Below are 16,648 nucleotides of genomic sequence, written 5' to 3' on the forward strand. Positions count from 1 at the left end.
ATATGTCTTTAACGCAAATATTATTAATTTTGTTTGTAGGAATATTGGTAACAAAACCGCATGATATTTTTATAATTATTAAAGAATTAAAAAAAATAAAAGCGTATTTAATTAATATTAAGTCGTCTATTGTACAAAATATAGATGAACCGTTAGAAACAGAGCAGGTAAATTTTTATTTAAAAAAAATTATTAACCTAGAAGGTTATTATCATGGTAGTTATGATTTAACGACAATAAAAGAAAAATATTATACACTAATAATTAATAATGACTTAATAGAAAATGAATCAGTACCTGATATAACAGAGAAACACTAATCCGTGCCTCGCTCAATTAATTAAATCTAAGAATTATGCAGAAAGTAGTAAAACTTAACAATATCAAAATAGGAAATGATTTACCGTTTGTTCTAATTACAGGGCCTTGTCAGATTGAAGGAAAAGATCATGCGTTGTTTATGGCAGAAAAACTTGTTAAATTAACTAGCAAGCTTGAGATTCCATTTATTTATAAATCTTCTTTTGATAAAGCTAATAGAACTTCCGTACATGGGATTAGAGGACTTGGTATTGAGAAAGGTTTAGAAATTTTATCAAAAGTAAAATCTGAATTCGATTGCCCTATTGTTACTGATGTTCATTCAGAGAGTCAATGTACCGAAACAGCCGAAGTAGCAGATATTTTACAAATTCCGGCATTTTTATGTAGACAAACCGACTTGCTTCAAGCTGCAGCAAAAACAGGTAAAATAGTAAAAGTAAAAAAAGGACAGTTTCTAGCTCCGTGGGATATGAAAAATGTACAAACAAAACTAGAAGCTTTTGGAGTAAAGGATATATTATTTACAGAGCGAGGAGCATGTTTTGGCTATAATAACTTGGTATCTGATATGCGTAGTCTTGCAATAATGGCAGAGTTAAATGTACCTGTAGTTTTTGATGCCACACATTCCGTTCAGCAGCCGGGTGGGCTAGGAATTAGTACCGGCGGAGAAAGAAAATATGTAGAGTTACTTGCAAAGGCAGCAACTTCTGTAGGTATTGCCGGTATGTATATGGAAGTACATCAAGACCCCGATAACGCTCCAAGCGACGGTCCATGTATGATGAAGTTGGATAATCTAGAGTCCATTCTTATCAAACTAAAAAAATATGATAAAATTACAAAAGAAAAATAACTTCAAATTTTACCTTTCAAAATATATATAAAAATATCCCCTATTAATTCAATTTTAAAATAGAAGTAATAATTTTTTACAATGTAAAAAATAGAACTTTCTTATCATTAGAATTTCACCAATTTGCCTTTAAATCTTTGTTGTAAATTTACTTATTTAGAAATTTTTAAATAGTATTAATATTTATTTATTCAACTTATAGATCATAAATGTTTTTATTTGTATAAATGCAAATAATTTATAGGTATAATTATTATGTGGAATCAAATAAAAGCAGTTGGCAGTACACTGCTTGGTAGTCCTAAACAGGAATGAGGTTTAAAAAATATAAATGATTTTTTGACGGAGTATTTTAATAATATTTTGGAATAAAAAAACACTCCAAACTTAATTGTTCTTGAAGAATGTAATATATTAATGAAATTACGTAATATTAAGGATATATTAACTCCAAACACAAGCTTTATATCTAAGTATGAATATAAAGCTATTATAGCTTGGCTCTCTAATAACACTCGTTCTATATTTAATGAAACATTAGTAAAACCAAATAGCGGGTTTGCGGAGTTTATCAATGTAACCGCTTTGGATTTTAGTAACTACCCCCCTTTATAACAGAAGATATACCATATATAGCAAATTATTTAAGGAATAATAAGACTATTGAGCAAGTCTTTTTGGACAATTGCAGTATAAATGATAAGCAAATAAAAATTTTAGCTGAGGTGTTTAGACTTAATAAAACAATAACTAAACTTTCTTTAGTAAATAATAAAGCTATATTAGATATAAAATTAAAACCTTATCAAGTAACCGATAATGTAGAATCTAATAAAGAACAAAAAAAATCTTATAAAGAAGCATTAGAATGGCTTGATAAACTTACGGGATCGCAAGCTGAGCATATTGTTATATCTATAAATGAAATAAAAGCCAATGCTCATTATTATTTAGGTATGATCTATGAAAATAGTAAATCGGAATTAGATTGGTTTAGAGCAATAAGAGAATATATTAATGCTCTGGAAATTGATAGAGATTTTAACTTTCTCTATGGCCATGATATTTTTGTAAAAAAATAGGTGGATTATTTTTAAATTTAGGGAGGATTCTATAAGGACGAAAATAAAAGCGAAATAGTAATTAAATTGCTTCTTGAAGCAATAAAATATTTCAAGGTAAGTTAAAGTATAGACCCGATAGAAGAGTGTAGTTTTATTCTTAGAGAAATTTTTAACATACCTAAGAATAAAAAAGAAGTAGAAAATTATCTATCTTTAAAAAAAAGATCTTTATATCTTTAGGGGAATTTTTATTTAAATTTAATACCGCTAGCTGCTTTTGAATATTTAAAGGCTGCAAGTATAGCTAGCTCTCAGGAAGAACAAAAATTATTGTTAAAGTGATACACAGACTATAATAAATGATTTTGTTTCACTGCCGGAGCCGCAAGCCAAGGAGTAGCCAGAAGTACAACAAAATCAAAATGAGTAATTGACTAATGATCAACAAGAAGTAAACAAACAAAATGATACGCAGCCTCAAAAACAAGAAGAAGCTTTAATTCAGCCGCAGCAAAAGCGTCCACAACAACCGCCGCCAACGAAAAGTACCCCGCTTTACACTATAGAAAATATACAAGAATCGGATTACTGGTATAGTGAAGATGATATAAAAAATATATTAGAAGAAATATAGACAAAAATAAATTCTCTATAGTTACCCTATGTTGATTTAACAAGCCCTGAACAAGTAAGAGATGCACTTAGAGAGAGTGCATGAGGATTTGAAGAACAAAGGTAAAGTTGTACTTATGCCGATTAATACAGGACATGGGCATTGGGTAATTATGATGATTAGTAAAGATAATAACGTTAATAGTAATGAAGTAGAGCGTCCTCCTTATGATAATAATGACGAAGTTGAGGTAGGTGGAGCAACTATGCAACTTAATGATTAACATTAAAAGTTTGACGTTGCGATGTCATTGCTGCTGTTGCAGGAATGACATCGGCATTCTAATAACAATGCCCACTCGCAATACTTGCATTTACACCGAGAAAGAATTACCGCAGCCGCATTTTGCTTTAGCTTGCGGATTACTAACATTGAAATATGAACTGCCTAGCTCTTCTATAAAATCAAGAGTGCAATCTAGCATAAATTTTTGAGAGATAGGATCAATAATAATTGTAGCATTATGTTTAGTAATGACATAATCATCTTGCTCTATATTATCTTTTGAGACTAGTTCGTAATTATACATAAGTCCTGAGCAACCGCCGCTATCAACCGAAACTCGTAGTACTAAATTCTTATCTTTTTCTAGCTTTACTAACTCGCAAACCCGTTCAAAAGCTCTATCCGTAATTGTTATCGTCACTTAAAATTACCTTGTAAAAGTCTCATAAATTATATAGTATATCTTGATATTTTTCAAGTTGGCTTTGTTGTGTGGATACCAAATCGGCATTGCGAGCAGCCGTAAGCTGCGTGGCAATATCATGAAATAATAACAAACTCCTAAGATTGCTTCGTCAATTGCTATGCAATTTCCTCGCAATGACGAAAAGTTAGAACCACACAACAACGTCTTTCAAAATAAAGGATAACGATGCTTGCTTCATATGCTTCTGATCCTCTTAAAAGTAGGGGAAGATTATATAAGGAAATCCCGACCTCTTATAGAAACGAGTTTGAACGTGATCGTGATCGCATTATACATACTAATGCATTTAGGCGTTTGCAATATAAAACTCAAGTTTTTATTAATCACGAGGGAGATCATTACAGAAATAGGCTAACTCATTCTCTAGAGGTTTCGACTGTTGCACGTTCGGTCGCTAATACTTTAAATTTATCAAATGATTTAGCTGAGACAATAGCACTTGCTCATGATCTTGGGCATACGCCTTTCGGTCATGCGGGAGAGCGGGCTTTAAATGAATGTATGAGAGAATATAACGGCTTTTCTCATAATGCTCAATCTTTAAAGATACTAACATTACTTGAAAAAAGATATGCGGCTTATAATGGAGTAAATTTAACATGGGAAGTTTTAGAAGGAATAGTAAAACATAACGGTCCTATACTAGGAGAGATAAATGAATATATAGCAGAGTATAATAAGCAAAATGATTTAGAACTTAGTACCTATGCATCAGCAGAGGCTCAAATAGCAGCTCTTGCCGATGATATTAGCTATATTTCGCATGATTTGGAAGATAGTATCGGTGCTAAAATTATCGATTTTGATAGTCTTGCTGAACTTAAATATATTGATCAACATGTTTTTGAACTCAAGTCAAAATTTAAAAATATTAGTTCCTCATGTCTGATTTATGAGGTAGTACGTAAGCTAATACATGAGTTAATTACCGATTTATTATGGCAAACAAAAGAAAATTTAAATAAAGAAAAAATTACTAACATAGATGAGATACGTAACTTGAATTATCAGATAGTGGATTTTACGGAAAAAACTAATGAAAATATTAAGGAAACTAAGAAGTTTCTTCATGAGCGAGTTTATAAAAGTAATAAAATTACGGCCATCAGCCTTAAATGTACTAAAATCGTACAAGGTCTGTTTAAGGTTTATATGGATGATATTAATTTATTGCCGGTTAATTGGAAAATGCTAATAGACTCTAATGAAACATATAGTAAAGCTAGAGTTGTTGCTGATTATATAGCAGGGATGACTGACCGTTTTGCCATTCAGGAATATAATCAGCTCTGCTCGACTTCCTACATAACTTGCTTCTAAGGGTAATTTGTGTGTCGCTCCGGTACTCGCATCCTCACGTACTAAAGTGTACGCTGCGGTGCTGCATTCTGTGTCTCCTACAAATTCCTCCTTATTAACGAGCGTTTGTAAGAATTCTATTCGCTGAATTTTAATAACATTTAATAATTATGAATATATTTAATCAATTGAAACAAGATATAATTGTGGCAAGCAGGCAATTATATAATAATCAAGAAATAGCAAATACTGCTACTATTGAAACACCGAAAGATAGTTTTAACGGTGATTTATCAAGTAATATTGCAATGATTATTGCAGCTAAAGAAAGTATTTCTCCTCGGGAAGTGGCTTTAAAATTTAAAGAAGTCCTTATAACATTACCTTATATTGCAAGTATAGAAATAGCAGGACCGGGCTTTATTAATTTTACTATAAAAGCTGATAGTTGGCAGGCATCAATAAAGGATATTTTACAGCATGAAGAAAAGTTTTTTGAAATTGATATAGATAAAAACAGAAATATTAACATCGAGTATGTTTCTGCAAATCCCACCGGTCCAATGCATATAGGGCATGCTAGGGGTGCGGTATATGGTGATGTGCTAGCAAGGATTTTGCAAAAGGTAGGTTACTCCGTTACAAAAGAATATTATGTTAATGATGCAGGCTCACAAATAAATGATTTAGTTAGTACGGTATTATTACGTTATAAAGAGGCTTTAGGTGAGCAAATTACTATCCCTGCCGGGTTATATCCGGGAGAGTATTTAATTCCGCTTGGGCAAATTTTAGCGAAAGAATACGGCAATAAATTATTAACGATGAACGATGCTGAAAGGTTCAAAATAATCAAAAGTTTTGCCGTAGAAAAAATGCTTGATTTAAATAGAAAAGATTTAGCAGATTTAGGGATTAAACATGATATATTTTTCTCTGAGCAATCATTGCATGATAAAGGTGAGATAGAGGCAACAGTTAAACTACTGGAGCGTATGGGGCTCATTTATGAAGGTACGTTACCTGCCCCTAAAGGTAAAATTCACGAAGAGTGGGATAATAGAGTTCAAAAATTATTTAAATCTACTAAGTACGGTGATAGTCAAGATCGTCCTATAGAAAAAGCTGATGGAAGTTGGTCTTATTTTGCTTCTGATCTTGCATATGCTAAGGATAAAATAGAGCGGGGAGCGAATCACTTAATTTATGTACTTGGTGCCGATCATAGTGGATATCTTAAAAGAATTGAGGCAATAGGTAAAGCTTTAGGTAAGGAGCAGGTTAAAGTGGACGTTAAAATCTGTCAATTGGTCAATTTCGTTGAAAACGGTGTGCCGGTTAAAATGTCAAAACGTCTTGGGAGCTTTGTTAGTGTGCAAGACGTAAATCATGAGGTGGGAAAAGATATCATAAGATTTATGATGTTGACTAGACAAAATGATAAGCCACTTGATTTTGATTTGGTAAAAGTGAAAGAACAATCAAGAGAAAATCCTATCTTTTATGTACAATATGCACATGTGAGAACGATATCTATTTTATCAAAAGCTAGAGAATTAATGCCTGAATCTTATAATCACTTTGAAGCAGGTAAGTATGATTTATCTTTATTATCCTCTGAAGAAGAAATTGAGATTATAAAACTTTTGGCTAGCTGGACAAAAACATTAGAAGCAGCTGCAAAATATTTTGAACCGCATCGCATCGCATTTTATTTAATAAATTTAGCCTCAAAATTTCATTCTATGTGGAATTTCGGTAAAGAAAATAGCGATTATAGATTTGTAATTGAGAGCAATAAAGAATTAACTCTAGCACGCCTTGCTCTTGCAAGTGCCATACAGAAAGTTATAGCTAGCGGTCTCGAAGTGATAGGTGTAGAACCAATGAACAAAATGTAGTGAGGTTTTCATCATCATTGCAAGGAGGTGTTGCTCGTGTGGATACCGAGTTGTCATTGCAAGCAGCCTTAGGCTGCGGGCAATCTCATGAAATAATACTCCTGAGATTGCTTCGTCAAAATTTTCAATTTTTCCTCGCAATGACGTTTTTCTATTATCAAATTACTAAATATGATCAATAATATTTTTATTAAAATATTTCTAGTATTTTTAGTATGTATATCCGCTATTTATTTTGGTTATCAATATTATCAGAATAGCAAGCCGGTAATTACTATTTATCCTGATGAGCTACCTACAAAAATAAAACCGTCTATAATAGAAAATAACCAAATAGCAGCAGTACATAGTACGATATATGAAAATCTTATTGCTAAAGATACAAATATTAAAACCGTAAAATTGCTTCCTGACCCTGAGAAACCTATGCGTATAGATTCTCGTAACCAAAGTCAAAGCGATGAATCTTTTGATGAAATATCTAACCTTATTGCATTAATAGAGCCAAATAATAACTCCAAAAATGAAACGGATTTAAATATAATAAAGCTTGAAAAAGGAAGTAAAGATAAGGTTAGTAATGCTAAAAATTGTAAAAATAATGAAAGTTATAAAGTACAACTAGGTTCGGTAAAATCTGAAGCAGAAGCAATGAAAGAAGGGGAAAGAATAAAAAAGAAATTCCCGAAAATTCTTAAAAATGTTGTTATCACAACCAAAAAAGTTAAATATGATGACGGCAAATTTTTCTATTTAATCTTAGCTGGTGATTATGGTAGTCTTAGTCAAGCTAAAGCGGTTTGTAAGAAATTAGCTTATAATAAGCAGAGTTGTGTGTTGAAGTGATATTTGTATACTCTTATGTCATTCCTGCGAAAGCAGAAATCCATCATAAAGCGAGATAAATCGAGCTTTTAATTTTAAGAATTTGCTGTGTTTATACTTTTTTTCTGGATTTCTGCTTTCGCAGGAATGATATAGAGAACCACGCAACAACGACTGCTCGCAATGACGATAAATAAAAACTAAATAACTTATGAAAGAAGCTAAAATAGAAAATATTGACTTTGGTAATGCATTATCAGAGCGTTATCTTGCTTATGCGTTATCAACAATTATGTCACGTTCGCTTCCTGACGTACGTGACGGACTCAAGCCTGTACATCGTAGGTTATTATACGCAATGCTACAGTTAAGACTTGAGCCGAATTCCGGCTATAAGAAATGTGCAAGGGTGGTCGGTGATGTAATAGGTAAATACCACCCGCACGGTGATGTGGCAGTGTATGATACCTTGGTACGCCTTGCTCAGCATTTTTTGTTGCGTTATCCTTTAATTGATGGGCAGGGTAATTTCGGCTCTATCGACGGTGATAATGCGGCAGCTATGCGTTATACCGAATCACGTATAACGGACATATGTACGTTATTAATGGAGGACATCGATAAAGATACGGTAGATTTTCGCCCTACTTATGATGATTCCGATTTAGAACCGGTAATAATGCCGGCAGGTTTTCCGAATTTACTAGCTAATGGTTCTGAAGGGATAGCAGTCGGTATGGCAACCAATATACCGCCGCATAATTTACATGAGCTTTGTGATGCTCTAATACATTTAATCGACCATCCGAAAGCTGAAATTAACGATATAATGAACTTTATCAAAGGTCCTGATTTTCCGACCGGCGGCATAATTATTGATAAAGCTGAAGTTATTAATGCTGCATATACTACTGGACGCGGTAGTCTTAGAGTGAGAAGCAGATGGGAAAAAGAGGAGCTAAGTTACGGTACATATCAGATCGTCGTAACCGAGATACCTTATCAGGTTCAGAAATCAAAACTTATAGAACAAATAGCAATATTACTAAAGGATAAAAAAATTCCCCTTGTTAGCAATATTAGAGATGAATCAACAGACATTATAAGGTTGGTTATAGAGCCGAGAGATCGGGGATGTGATCCGCAAATAGTTATGGAATCTCTATTCAAGCTAACGAATTTAGAAAGCCGCATTCAGTTAAATATGAATGTGATCGGCAGTAATAACGTGCCGAGAGTAATGAATATTTTGGAGATTTTACAAGAGTTTCTAGATCATAGACAAAATATTGTTACTCGCAGATCAACTTATCTTTTAAACAAAATCAAGCATCGTTTAGAAATTCTAAAAGGGCTTAGGATAGCTTATCTAAATCTTGATGAGATAATTAAAATTATTCGTGAAGAAGATGAGCCAAAAGCGATAATGATGGAGCAGTTTAAACTAACCGAAATACAAGTAGAAGCGATATTCAATACCCGTCTTCGCTCGCTTCGCAAGCTTGAAGAGCAGGAAATTATTAATGAGCATAGTAATTTGCAGAAGCAACAAGCTATATTAGAAGAAATTCTAAATAACCCTAAAGAACTATGGAAAATAGTTAAAAAAGAAATCAAAACAGTACAAACGAAATTTGGATTAAATACGGTAATAGGAGCAAGGCGTACAAGCTTTGAGGAAGTAACGCTTACGAATCAAGTAGTTGATATAACGGCTTTCATTACTAAAGAGCCGATTACTATTATCTGCTCAAAAATGGGGTGGGTGCGTTCGTTAAAAGGTCATAACACCGATTTATCGACTATCAAATATAAAAAAGGTGATGCAGAAAAATTTATTTTAGAAGCTTACACGACTGATAAAATATTAATAGTTAGTTCAGAAGGCAGATTTTTTACTTTGCTTGCCGATAATATTTCCAAAGGTAAAGGAACAGGGGAATCTATAAAGCTACTTGTGGATATAGGCAATAACGATATTATGAATATTTTAGTCTATAAACCTGATCAGCTTTTATTACTTGCAAGTAGTGTAGGTAAGGGGTTTTTAGTTAATTCAAATGAAGTAATGGCTCAAACAAAAACAGGAAAGCAAATTATGAATGTACCGGATGGTCATGTATGTATAGCTTGTTTACCTGTAAACGGGGATAGTATTGCTTGTATCGGTGAAAGTCGTAAATTACTGGTATTTAATATAGATGAAATACCAGTAATGAAAAAAGGGCAAGGTGTAACGCTGCAAAAATTTAAGAATGCTAAGCTTCTAGATATTAAAATATTCAATAAAGAAGACGGCTTAGGTTGGAATAACAATGGAAAAGTAAAACTTGAGAAAAACATTGTTGCATTTTTAGGCAAAAGAGGTAGTACCGGTAAATTACCTCCTATGGGCTTCCCAAAAAATAATAGATTTTCATCATAATTATAATAAAGATTGAGTATATACAAAAAAATAGCATATTTTATATGGTTTGATACAAGCGAATTATTTATAAATTCACTTGTACCGTTCTATTATTAAAAGTTTTTATAGGCTTTTAAACTCATCTCACCTATTTAAATTAATAGATGTTACTTATCTCCTACTCCTATAACATCAACCTGATCATCCTGATAACCTTCCTCTAATTGATAATATGTAAAATCTTTATTATTATTACCGAAAAGGTTATAAACACCACGTTAATAGCGTTACTATCTTTGAAAAATTGAATTATAGTAGAACAATCCTCTCTAATTGTATCTATTAAAGGTTTTTCAATAGTGGCAGCCATAAGTGCTGGTACCTTTATTGCATCAAATTTGCTTATAACGTGGTTGGGCTTGAAATTTTTTTTTAAGGTAAAATCTATACTCATTAAATGAGGGATTGCAGTAATATATTTATCTATAATGTTACTTGTTTCCATCATGTTTTTAAATACATTTAATATAGGAGAGAAAAGATTTTCATTTTCCTCTGATGCTGGTTTTCGATGTTCTGAGTACATCTATCTTTATCTTTAGAGAATTATCCTGTTTCATATTAAAAAACTTCAATGCTGCCTCAAAATCCTCGTCTTTTGTATAGACTTTCTGAATATTTAAAGCATGTAATATTGTAAATATTTTTTTAAGTTGGAACTAGAAACAAAATTATATGCATCTTTAAATAATAATTTAGAAGCGGTTGGCATATCTTGTAACTGCTTTTAATCCATTTACGAAGAAATATCCTGAGCTTGTAAATTGAGCATGATTCATAGTGTTACTCCTGTTTTAAAATAATAAAAATCATATATCACTTGACCATATATTATGGTTGCATCACAATATATGGTAATCAGAGAAAATCAATATCTAAAAATAAAAAAAGTAAAATATATAATTTTATTTAATCAAAAGGCAGTATAGCATAAATTTTTCAAGGTTCGCCGGTACTTGAAGTACAAAAGCTAAGCATAATTTGACAAGAATTAGAGAGCTGTAAGCTAATAGAATGGTTTAAAGATTGAACAGAAGAGAAAACAAGATTATTACAACGACGGAACTATAAAGTTTATTGATAGTTCAATTTAAAAAATGGAATAATCAAGGCATAAGCTTGCTCTAAGCCTTGATTATAATAGTGATGGCAATTTATTTGTAAATAATTAAAACTTAAGTTTTGTACCTATAAGACCAACAGTACCTCGTATTGTTTTACTAGGTGCTTCAGGGTAATATACAGGTTTACCTTTAGCTTGGAAATGAGAAATTTCAGCATATGGTAATAAACCAGGCATGATCTTATATTCAGTAGCGAGGCTTACAGCATCAACGGTGTTTTTATATCTTGAAGTTTTAAGATATTCAAGACTTGTTTTTATAGGTCCTTGTCCATAAGCAACTGCTCCATTGTAATAATAGGTATCACGACCGACTTTATAATATTCCTTAGCGGTTAAGCTTTTACCTAAATTACCGTAAGAAGCACCACAAGAGAAATTACCGTAAGTAAATATAGCTCCAAGATTATATGCTTTTAAATTAGAAAGCTTATAGGTATTAAGTACTTGAATTGTAGTTCTGTCCATTTTAGCATGAATAAGACGACGAGCAGGTTTACCGTATTCTCCGGTGACAGATAATTTTAAGTCTGCATCTTCGCTAATTTCATGTTCATAAGTTAAGCCGGCAGAAAAAGCATCCTTAATATTCTGATTAATAGTCATGGTTTCGTTATTCTCTAATTTGACCGTCTTTATTCCGGTTTTAGAAACACTAACTCCGTTTCTGCCTGAGCTTTCAAGCGTTAAATTATTTATATCTCTATTACCTCCTGTATTAGCAGTATCGGGAGTATAAGAAACTCCGGCTTGGAAGCCTTTCATTTTAGGCGTGAAAAAATTCAATCTTCTAGCTTTCTCAGCTTTATCATTGATTTGATCAAAAGAATTAGAGTATGACTCAAGATAAAAGCTAGCACTAGTATCAAAATCCGATTTTAAACCTTTATATCGCATATATTGACCGTCAAGTAGAGCATATCTATACCATCCTCCGGTACCTGCAGTTACTTGACTACCGGTAATACGCAACTTAGTGCTTGCATCAGCAGGAGAGCCGAGTTCTACTTTACCGTAACTAGTTTCAATAAAGATATGTGATCCATTATAACTTGTAGAGGTTTTTGCTCTTGTAGTAGGCTGAAGCACTATTTTAGCACCTGCTATTACATCATTGATAGTTTTAGCAATAGTGGCCGCAAACGCTGCTTCCGTGTAAAACCCTAGCTTTTTCCTGTTATCAGTTACATTTTTATCAAATAAAATTAAATGATTCTGTTTAATATAACCGCTTTCAAATAAATAGAATCCTTCTAATTTTATTTCAGTATCAGAATTAGAAATAATAGGTGTTGGATTTTCTTCGGCAAGACCAGCCGATGCAAGGCAAATAATACTTGCAGTTAATAATAATTTTTTCACTTTAATAAAGCTCCTATATAAATAATAAAATTTACTATAAATTTTTAGTATTAATAAATATAAATCAACTACGCTAGAATATGATAATACTTTTCAGAATTAACAATAAAAAACTATTTTAATTTGTAATAATTTTAAGTATATAATGTTGTATTATTATCACTATCATTATTCAAGTAGTCTCAGACTTATAGTTTTAAAGAAAAATTTTGTATTGTAAATAATTATGAGTTATAATCATTAGTTTATTAATTAAATCAAGTTTTGATTATGGCTATAATGTCAGATAAGTGGATAAAAGAAGCTGTTATAAATCAAAGTATGATAAGGCCCTTTGCGGAAAAGCAGGTAAGAGTGCATAATAAAGAAAAGATTATTTCTTACGGCTTATCTTCTTACGGCTATGATGCTAGAGTATCTAATGAATTTAAAATATTCACCAATATAAATTTTACTACGGTTGATCCAAAAAATTTCAGTGAATATAATTTAGTTGATAGAGAAGTAGATGTGTGTATTATCCCACCTAATAGCTTTGCCCTTGGCAGAACTATAGAATATTTTAAAATACCGCGTGATGTATTAGTTATTTGTGTCGGCAAGTCCACTTATGCAAGATGCGGTATAATAGTAAATGTAACTCCGTTAGAACCGGAGTGGGAAGGACATGTAACTTTAGAGTTTTCTAATACTACTCCATTACCTGCTAAAATATATGCAAATGAAGGAGCTTGTCAGTTTTTATTTTTAAAGAGTGATCAAATTTGTGATACTTCATATGCCGATCGCCAAGGAAAATATATGAAACAAGTAGGCGTAACTTTACCGCTGACATAACTTTTTTATGTAGAAAATTATATTTAATTTTTAATAAGGATTTTTATGAGTACAATAAACACCGATACTAATGATACAATGCCGCATATTTCTGTTAATGCACAATATATAAAAGATTTATCTCTTGAGAACCCTTCTGCCCCGTCTTCTCTTGCGGCTTTGGATCAACGCCCTCAAATTGATTTATCTCTAGATATAAATGTTACTAATTTATCGGAAGAAAATTTCTATGAAGTGGAGTTAAATATCGAGGCAATTGCAAGAAATGAGAAATATAAATTATTTCAGATAGAATTAAAATATGCTGGAGTATTTAATTTAATTAATATTGATTCTGAACAACATCCGATTTTATTATCCGTTCATTGTCCGGCAATGATATTTCCATTTGCCAGAAAAATTATAGCTAGCTGTACTCAAGATGCAGGATTCCAGCCTTTAATGATTGATCCTATAGATTTTGGTGCCTTATATCATAAGAAAATGTCAGAGCATCAAAACTAAGAAAGTCATTTAATTATTTAATAAATTTTGTTTTAAACGCCATGGTTTTTAAATCACAGATAGAGCTTAATAGTAAAAATTTTATCAATTTGATTAAATATTCTTTACTTATGTTATTAATGAATGTATAAAGCACTAGATAAAAAATTATAATTTAGTTAACAATAATTAACTGTAATTAAATTATAGCACAATATAAAAATTGAATTTTATGGAGAAAAATAATGAAAGTTTTGTTAATTGAAGGCGAGCCGGAAATGGCTAACTTAATTGAGCTAACTTTAGCTTCAGAAGGGATAGTTTGCGATAAAGCTTCAGTTGGTGTGGAAGGGTTAAGACTTGGTAAAGTTGGTGGTTATGATCTAGTAATCTTAGACCTTATGTTACCGGATATTAATGGTTTTGAGATATTACTAAGATTGCGTGCTGCAAAAATAAAAACCCCAATCTTAATTTTATCTAGCTTAACGGATACGGATCAAAAGATTACTGGTTTCTCTTCCGGAGCCGATGATTATCTAACCAAGCCGTTTGTAAGAGAGGAATTAATTGCTAGAATTAAAGCTATAGTTAGACGTTCTAAAGGTCATGCAGCATCAGTATTTAGGTTTGATAAGGTTAGCATAAACCTAGATACTAGAAGTGTAGAAGTTGACGGCAAAAAAGTACATTTGACGAACAAAGAATATGCTATTTTAGAGCTATTAATACTCCGAAGAGGAACTATCTTAACTAAAGAAATGTTCTTAAATCACTTATATAGTAGTGTTGATGAACCGGAAATGAAAATTATTGACGTATTTATTTGTAAACTTCGTAAAAAGTTAAGTGATGCTGCTGGCGGTAGAGATTATATCGACACAGTGTGGGGACGTGGTTATATGCTAAAAGAATATGATGAGTTACAACAAAAAGAAACTTTAGCACAAGGAGCATAATTAATGCCTTTATCTACTTCTTTACTTGGTAAAAAAAGCACTTATAAAGATAGTTATGATGTGACTTTATTATTTAAAATTCCACGTATAAATAATCGAAACGAACTTGGAATAAATAGTAATAATCTTCCGTTTTACGGTGTAGATGTTTGGAATACATATGAACTATCTTGTCTTAATAAGAACGGTAAGCCATGGGTTGGAGTAGGCACTTTTTATATACCGACGGATTCTGAAAATATAGTAGAATCAAAATCATTTAAATTATATCTAAATTCTTTTAATAACTTTGTTGTTGAATCAGTAAAAGAACTAGAAAGAATTATCTTGCAGGATCTAAGTAATGTTACACACGCTAAAGTAACAGGACGTATATTTCCTATAAATACAAAAGTAGAATTTGGTGTTCCAAGCGGTAAAAATATCGATGATTTAGATATAGTATGCAATAATTACGGTGCACCCGATAATAGTTTAATTGAGTATGAAGATGTTTTGGTAGAAGAAGAGATTAATTCTAATTTACTCAAATCAAATTGCCTAGTAACCGGTCAACCGGATTGGGGTACAATCGTTATAAAATATAAAGGAAAAAAGTTAAAACATGATTCTTTTCTGAAATATTTAATATCTTTTAGAAATTATAATGAGTTTGCAGAGCAGTGTGCTGAGCGTATTTTTACAGATATTAAAAACGCTATAAGTCCTGATTTTCTTTCTATTTCTATAGTATATACTAGGCGTGGAGGAATTGACATTTGTCCCTATCGTTCTACCGATAAAAGTTATACTTTACCTAGCGATAAACGATTTATTAGGCAATAACCACTTTTCTAATCCATAAAAAATCCGTTTGTGAGAAAAGTATTGTCAGTGTGGATTGAAAAATGCATCCGTTGTCATTCCATGGCTTGACCACGGAATCTAGCTTAAAATACTAATATTATTAGTATTTTAGATTTTTTTTATGGACCCCGTGGGTCAAGCCACGGGGTGACACAGTGGATTTTACCGGTCCATCCAGCAATGTTCCGACTATACAGGAATGACATAAACGAGCCACGCAATAACGCTGATCAAGGGGCGGGGTAACAATCACAAAATAATTCACGTAAGCAAGCTTTTCGCAGGATAGCAGTTAGTATAATTTTATGATTCTTTTGTAGGATTTTGTGGAGGCTTTAGGCTTTCTACTATTTTATTCAGGTCTATTTGACTACAGATCCCCAGTAATACGGGATCACGAGGATGAATAGAATTCATATTCCAATGGCTACGGGTTCTAATAGCATCTATAGTAATTTTAGTAGTACCTATTAATTTAATTATTTGATGGTCTTGGATGTTCGGATAATTAGACAACAACCAATATATAGCATCCGGTTTATCTTGACGTCTTGCTATAGGAGTGTATTTAGCACGCTGTTTTTTCTGATTTTTCATCAATTCATCAGCAGGGCTATATGAAATTTGTAAATTAGCATTAGGATCTTTACTGCAACGCTCAATTTCCTCTAAAGTTAACTGACCGTTTGCAATTGGATTTAAACCTTTTATAGATTGTGCTACTTCACCGTCAGCCATACCTTTTATTTCAAATTCATGAATACCGCAAAAATCGGCAATTTGTTTAAAAGTTAAAGAAGTATTTTCAATTAACCACATAGCCGTAGCTTTTGGCAGAAGCGGTAATGTTTTTTGCGAATTCATGATAATTGTTTTTTGGCTTAATTTAAGAAGTTATAACAAATAGAGTTATTTAA

The 16,648-nt window shown here is 32.0% G+C and carries 18 protein-coding genes and 2 pseudogenes; 15 read left to right on the top strand and 5 right to left on the bottom strand.

The genetic code is table 11. The annotated features are described in order from the left end of the window. The first annotated feature begins 2 nt into the window (after window positions 1-2). The 7 genes and pseudogenes from MCC_RS00955 to MCC_RS08770 all read left to right on the top strand — a co-directional run bounded on the left by MCC_RS00955 (window position 3) and on the right by MCC_RS08770 (window position 3,140). On the top strand, window positions 3-320 hold the full coding sequence (locus tag MCC_RS00955; RefSeq protein WP_014365213.1) for a DUF2672 domain-containing protein: 318 nt from the start codon (window positions 3-5) through the stop codon (window positions 318-320). A 35-nt stretch (window positions 321-355) separates the two neighbouring features. Beyond that, on the top strand, window positions 356-1,180 hold the full coding sequence (kdsA, locus tag MCC_RS00960; RefSeq protein WP_014408149.1) for a 3-deoxy-8-phosphooctulonate synthase: 825 nt from the start codon (window positions 356-358) through the stop codon (window positions 1,178-1,180). A 417-nt stretch (window positions 1,181-1,597) separates the two neighbouring features. Continuing rightward, window positions 1,598-1,795, top strand: a complete 198-nt coding sequence (locus MCC_RS09915) for a hypothetical protein (protein ID WP_014408150.1) — start codon at window positions 1,598-1,600, stop codon at window positions 1,793-1,795. A gap of 62 nt (window positions 1,796-1,857) precedes the next feature. Beyond that, the gene (locus MCC_RS00970) at window positions 1,858-2,262 is read left to right on the top strand and encodes a hypothetical protein (RefSeq protein WP_014408151.1); all 405 of its coding nucleotides are present in this window, start codon (window positions 1,858-1,860) and stop codon (window positions 2,260-2,262) included. A gap of 108 nt (window positions 2,263-2,370) precedes the next feature. Next, window positions 2,371-2,674: pseudogene (locus tag MCC_RS09920) on the top strand (hypothetical protein). After that, window positions 2,675-2,878, top strand: coding sequence for a hypothetical protein (locus MCC_RS00975; protein WP_014408152.1), 204 nt, complete (start codon window positions 2,675-2,677; stop codon window positions 2,876-2,878). 61 nt (window positions 2,879-2,939) lie between these two features. Then, window positions 2,940-3,140 carry a hypothetical protein gene (locus tag MCC_RS08770; RefSeq protein WP_014408153.1) on the top strand — a complete coding sequence of 67 codons (201 nt, stop codon included), beginning with the start codon at window positions 2,940-2,942 and terminating at the stop codon, window positions 3,138-3,140. 90 nt (window positions 3,141-3,230) lie between these two features. Here the strand turns inward: MCC_RS08770 and MCC_RS00985 are convergent, their stop codons facing one another. Then, on the bottom strand, window positions 3,231-3,563 hold the full coding sequence (locus tag MCC_RS00985; protein ID WP_012150318.1) for an iron-sulfur cluster assembly accessory protein: 333 nt from the start codon (window positions 3,561-3,563) through the stop codon (window positions 3,231-3,233). Window positions 3,564-3,794: 231 nt separating this feature from the next. Here MCC_RS00985 and MCC_RS00990 point away from each other — a divergent pair, with 231 nt between their 5' ends. Beyond that, window positions 3,795-4,949, top strand: a complete 1,155-nt coding sequence (locus MCC_RS00990) for a deoxyguanosinetriphosphate triphosphohydrolase (protein WP_014408154.1) — start codon at window positions 3,795-3,797, stop codon at window positions 4,947-4,949. Here MCC_RS00990 and MCC_RS11035 read toward each other — a convergent pair. Continuing rightward, window positions 4,863-5,069 (bottom strand): annotated as a pseudogene (locus MCC_RS11035) (palindromic element RPE1 domain-containing protein); the annotation flags it as partial. The gene MCC_RS00990 and the pseudogene MCC_RS11035 sit on opposite strands and share 87 nt — an antisense overlap. A 29-nt stretch (window positions 5,070-5,098) precedes the next feature. Here MCC_RS11035 and argS point away from each other — a divergent pair. The 3 genes from argS to parC all read left to right on the top strand — a co-directional run bounded on the left by argS (window position 5,099) and on the right by parC (window position 10,079). Then, entirely contained in the window at window positions 5,099-6,829 is a 1,731-nt protein-coding gene (gene argS, locus MCC_RS00995; protein WP_014408155.1) for an arginine--tRNA ligase, read from the top strand. A 171-nt stretch (window positions 6,830-7,000) separates the two neighbouring features. Further along, on the top strand, window positions 7,001-7,675 hold the full coding sequence (locus tag MCC_RS01000) for an SPOR domain-containing protein (RefSeq protein WP_014408156.1): 675 nt from the start codon (window positions 7,001-7,003) through the stop codon (window positions 7,673-7,675). A gap of 190 nt (window positions 7,676-7,865) precedes the next feature. Then, the gene (gene parC / locus MCC_RS01005; RefSeq protein ID WP_014408157.1) at window positions 7,866-10,079 is read left to right on the top strand and encodes a DNA topoisomerase IV subunit A; all 2,214 of its coding nucleotides are present in this window, start codon (window positions 7,866-7,868) and stop codon (window positions 10,077-10,079) included. 202 nt (window positions 10,080-10,281) lie between these two features. Here the strand turns inward: parC and MCC_RS01010 are convergent, their stop codons facing one another. Both MCC_RS01010 and MCC_RS01015 read right to left on the bottom strand, forming a co-directional pair. Next, window positions 10,282-10,647, bottom strand: a complete 366-nt coding sequence (locus MCC_RS01010; protein WP_014408158.1) for a hypothetical protein — start codon at window positions 10,645-10,647, stop codon at window positions 10,282-10,284. Between the two features lie 642 nt (window positions 10,648-11,289). Beyond that, window positions 11,290-12,606, bottom strand: coding sequence for a porin (locus tag MCC_RS01015; protein WP_014408159.1), 1,317 nt, complete (start codon window positions 12,604-12,606; stop codon window positions 11,290-11,292). A 270-nt stretch (window positions 12,607-12,876) separates the two neighbouring features. Between MCC_RS01015 and dcd the strand changes: the two genes are divergently transcribed. The 4 genes from dcd (at window position 12,877) to queF (ending at window position 15,710) form a co-directional block, all read left to right on the top strand. Then, the gene (dcd, locus tag MCC_RS01020; protein WP_014408160.1) at window positions 12,877-13,443 is read left to right on the top strand and encodes a dCTP deaminase; all 567 of its coding nucleotides are present in this window, start codon (window positions 12,877-12,879) and stop codon (window positions 13,441-13,443) included. Window positions 13,444-13,488: 45 nt separating this feature from the next. Next, on the top strand, window positions 13,489-13,947 hold the full coding sequence (gene secB, locus MCC_RS01025; RefSeq protein WP_014408161.1) for a protein-export chaperone SecB: 459 nt from the start codon (window positions 13,489-13,491) through the stop codon (window positions 13,945-13,947). A 224-nt stretch (window positions 13,948-14,171) separates the two neighbouring features. Then, window positions 14,172-14,885, top strand: coding sequence for a response regulator transcription factor CtrA (gene ctrA, locus MCC_RS01030; protein ID WP_014408162.1), 714 nt, complete (start codon window positions 14,172-14,174; stop codon window positions 14,883-14,885). A 3-nt stretch (window positions 14,886-14,888) separates the two neighbouring features. Further along, window positions 14,889-15,710, top strand: a complete 822-nt coding sequence (gene queF / locus MCC_RS01035; protein WP_014408163.1) for an NADPH-dependent 7-cyano-7-deazaguanine reductase QueF — start codon at window positions 14,889-14,891, stop codon at window positions 15,708-15,710. A gap of 324 nt (window positions 15,711-16,034) precedes the next feature. Here queF and MCC_RS01040 read toward each other — a convergent pair whose 3' ends face one another. Further along, window positions 16,035-16,595 carry a cell cycle transcriptional regulator TrcR gene (locus MCC_RS01040; RefSeq protein ID WP_014408164.1) on the bottom strand — a complete coding sequence of 187 codons (561 nt, stop codon included), beginning with the start codon at window positions 16,593-16,595 and terminating at the stop codon, window positions 16,035-16,037. Between the last annotated feature and the right edge of the window lie 53 nt (window positions 16,596-16,648).

Source organism: Rickettsia rhipicephali str. 3-7-female6-CWPP (assembly GCF_000284075.1).
Taxonomy (GTDB): Bacteria; Pseudomonadota; Alphaproteobacteria; order Rickettsiales; family Rickettsiaceae; genus Rickettsia; species Rickettsia rickettsii.

Coding starts and splice junctions, on each gene's coding strand:
- MCC_RS00955 (WP_014365213.1), top strand. CDS start 3: ATGTCTTTAACGCAAATATTATTAATTTTGTTTGTAGGAATATTGGTA.
- kdsA (WP_014408149.1), top strand. CDS start 356: ATGCAGAAAGTAGTAAAACTTAACAATATCAAAATAGGAAATGATTTA.
- MCC_RS09915 (WP_014408150.1), top strand. CDS start 1,598: ATGAAATTACGTAATATTAAGGATATATTAACTCCAAACACAAGCTTT.
- MCC_RS08770 (WP_014408153.1), top strand. CDS start 2,940: ATGCACTTAGAGAGAGTGCATGAGGATTTGAAGAACAAAGGTAAAGTT.
- MCC_RS00990 (WP_014408154.1), top strand. CDS start 3,795: ATGCTTGCTTCATATGCTTCTGATCCTCTTAAAAGTAGGGGAAGATTA.
- argS (WP_014408155.1), top strand. CDS start 5,099: ATGAATATATTTAATCAATTGAAACAAGATATAATTGTGGCAAGCAGG.
- MCC_RS01000 (WP_014408156.1), top strand. CDS start 7,001: ATGATCAATAATATTTTTATTAAAATATTTCTAGTATTTTTAGTATGT.
- parC (WP_014408157.1), top strand. CDS start 7,866: ATGAAAGAAGCTAAAATAGAAAATATTGACTTTGGTAATGCATTATCA.
- MCC_RS01010 (WP_014408158.1), bottom strand. CDS start 10,647: ATGTACTCAGAACATCGAAAACCAGCATCAGAGGAAAATGAAAATCTT.
- dcd (WP_014408160.1), top strand. CDS start 12,877: ATGGCTATAATGTCAGATAAGTGGATAAAAGAAGCTGTTATAAATCAA.
- secB (WP_014408161.1), top strand. CDS start 13,489: ATGAGTACAATAAACACCGATACTAATGATACAATGCCGCATATTTCT.
- ctrA (WP_014408162.1), top strand. CDS start 14,172: ATGAAAGTTTTGTTAATTGAAGGCGAGCCGGAAATGGCTAACTTAATT.
- queF (WP_014408163.1), top strand. CDS start 14,889: ATGCCTTTATCTACTTCTTTACTTGGTAAAAAAAGCACTTATAAAGAT.
- MCC_RS01040 (WP_014408164.1), bottom strand. CDS start 16,595: ATGAATTCGCAAAAAACATTACCGCTTCTGCCAAAAGCTACGGCTATG.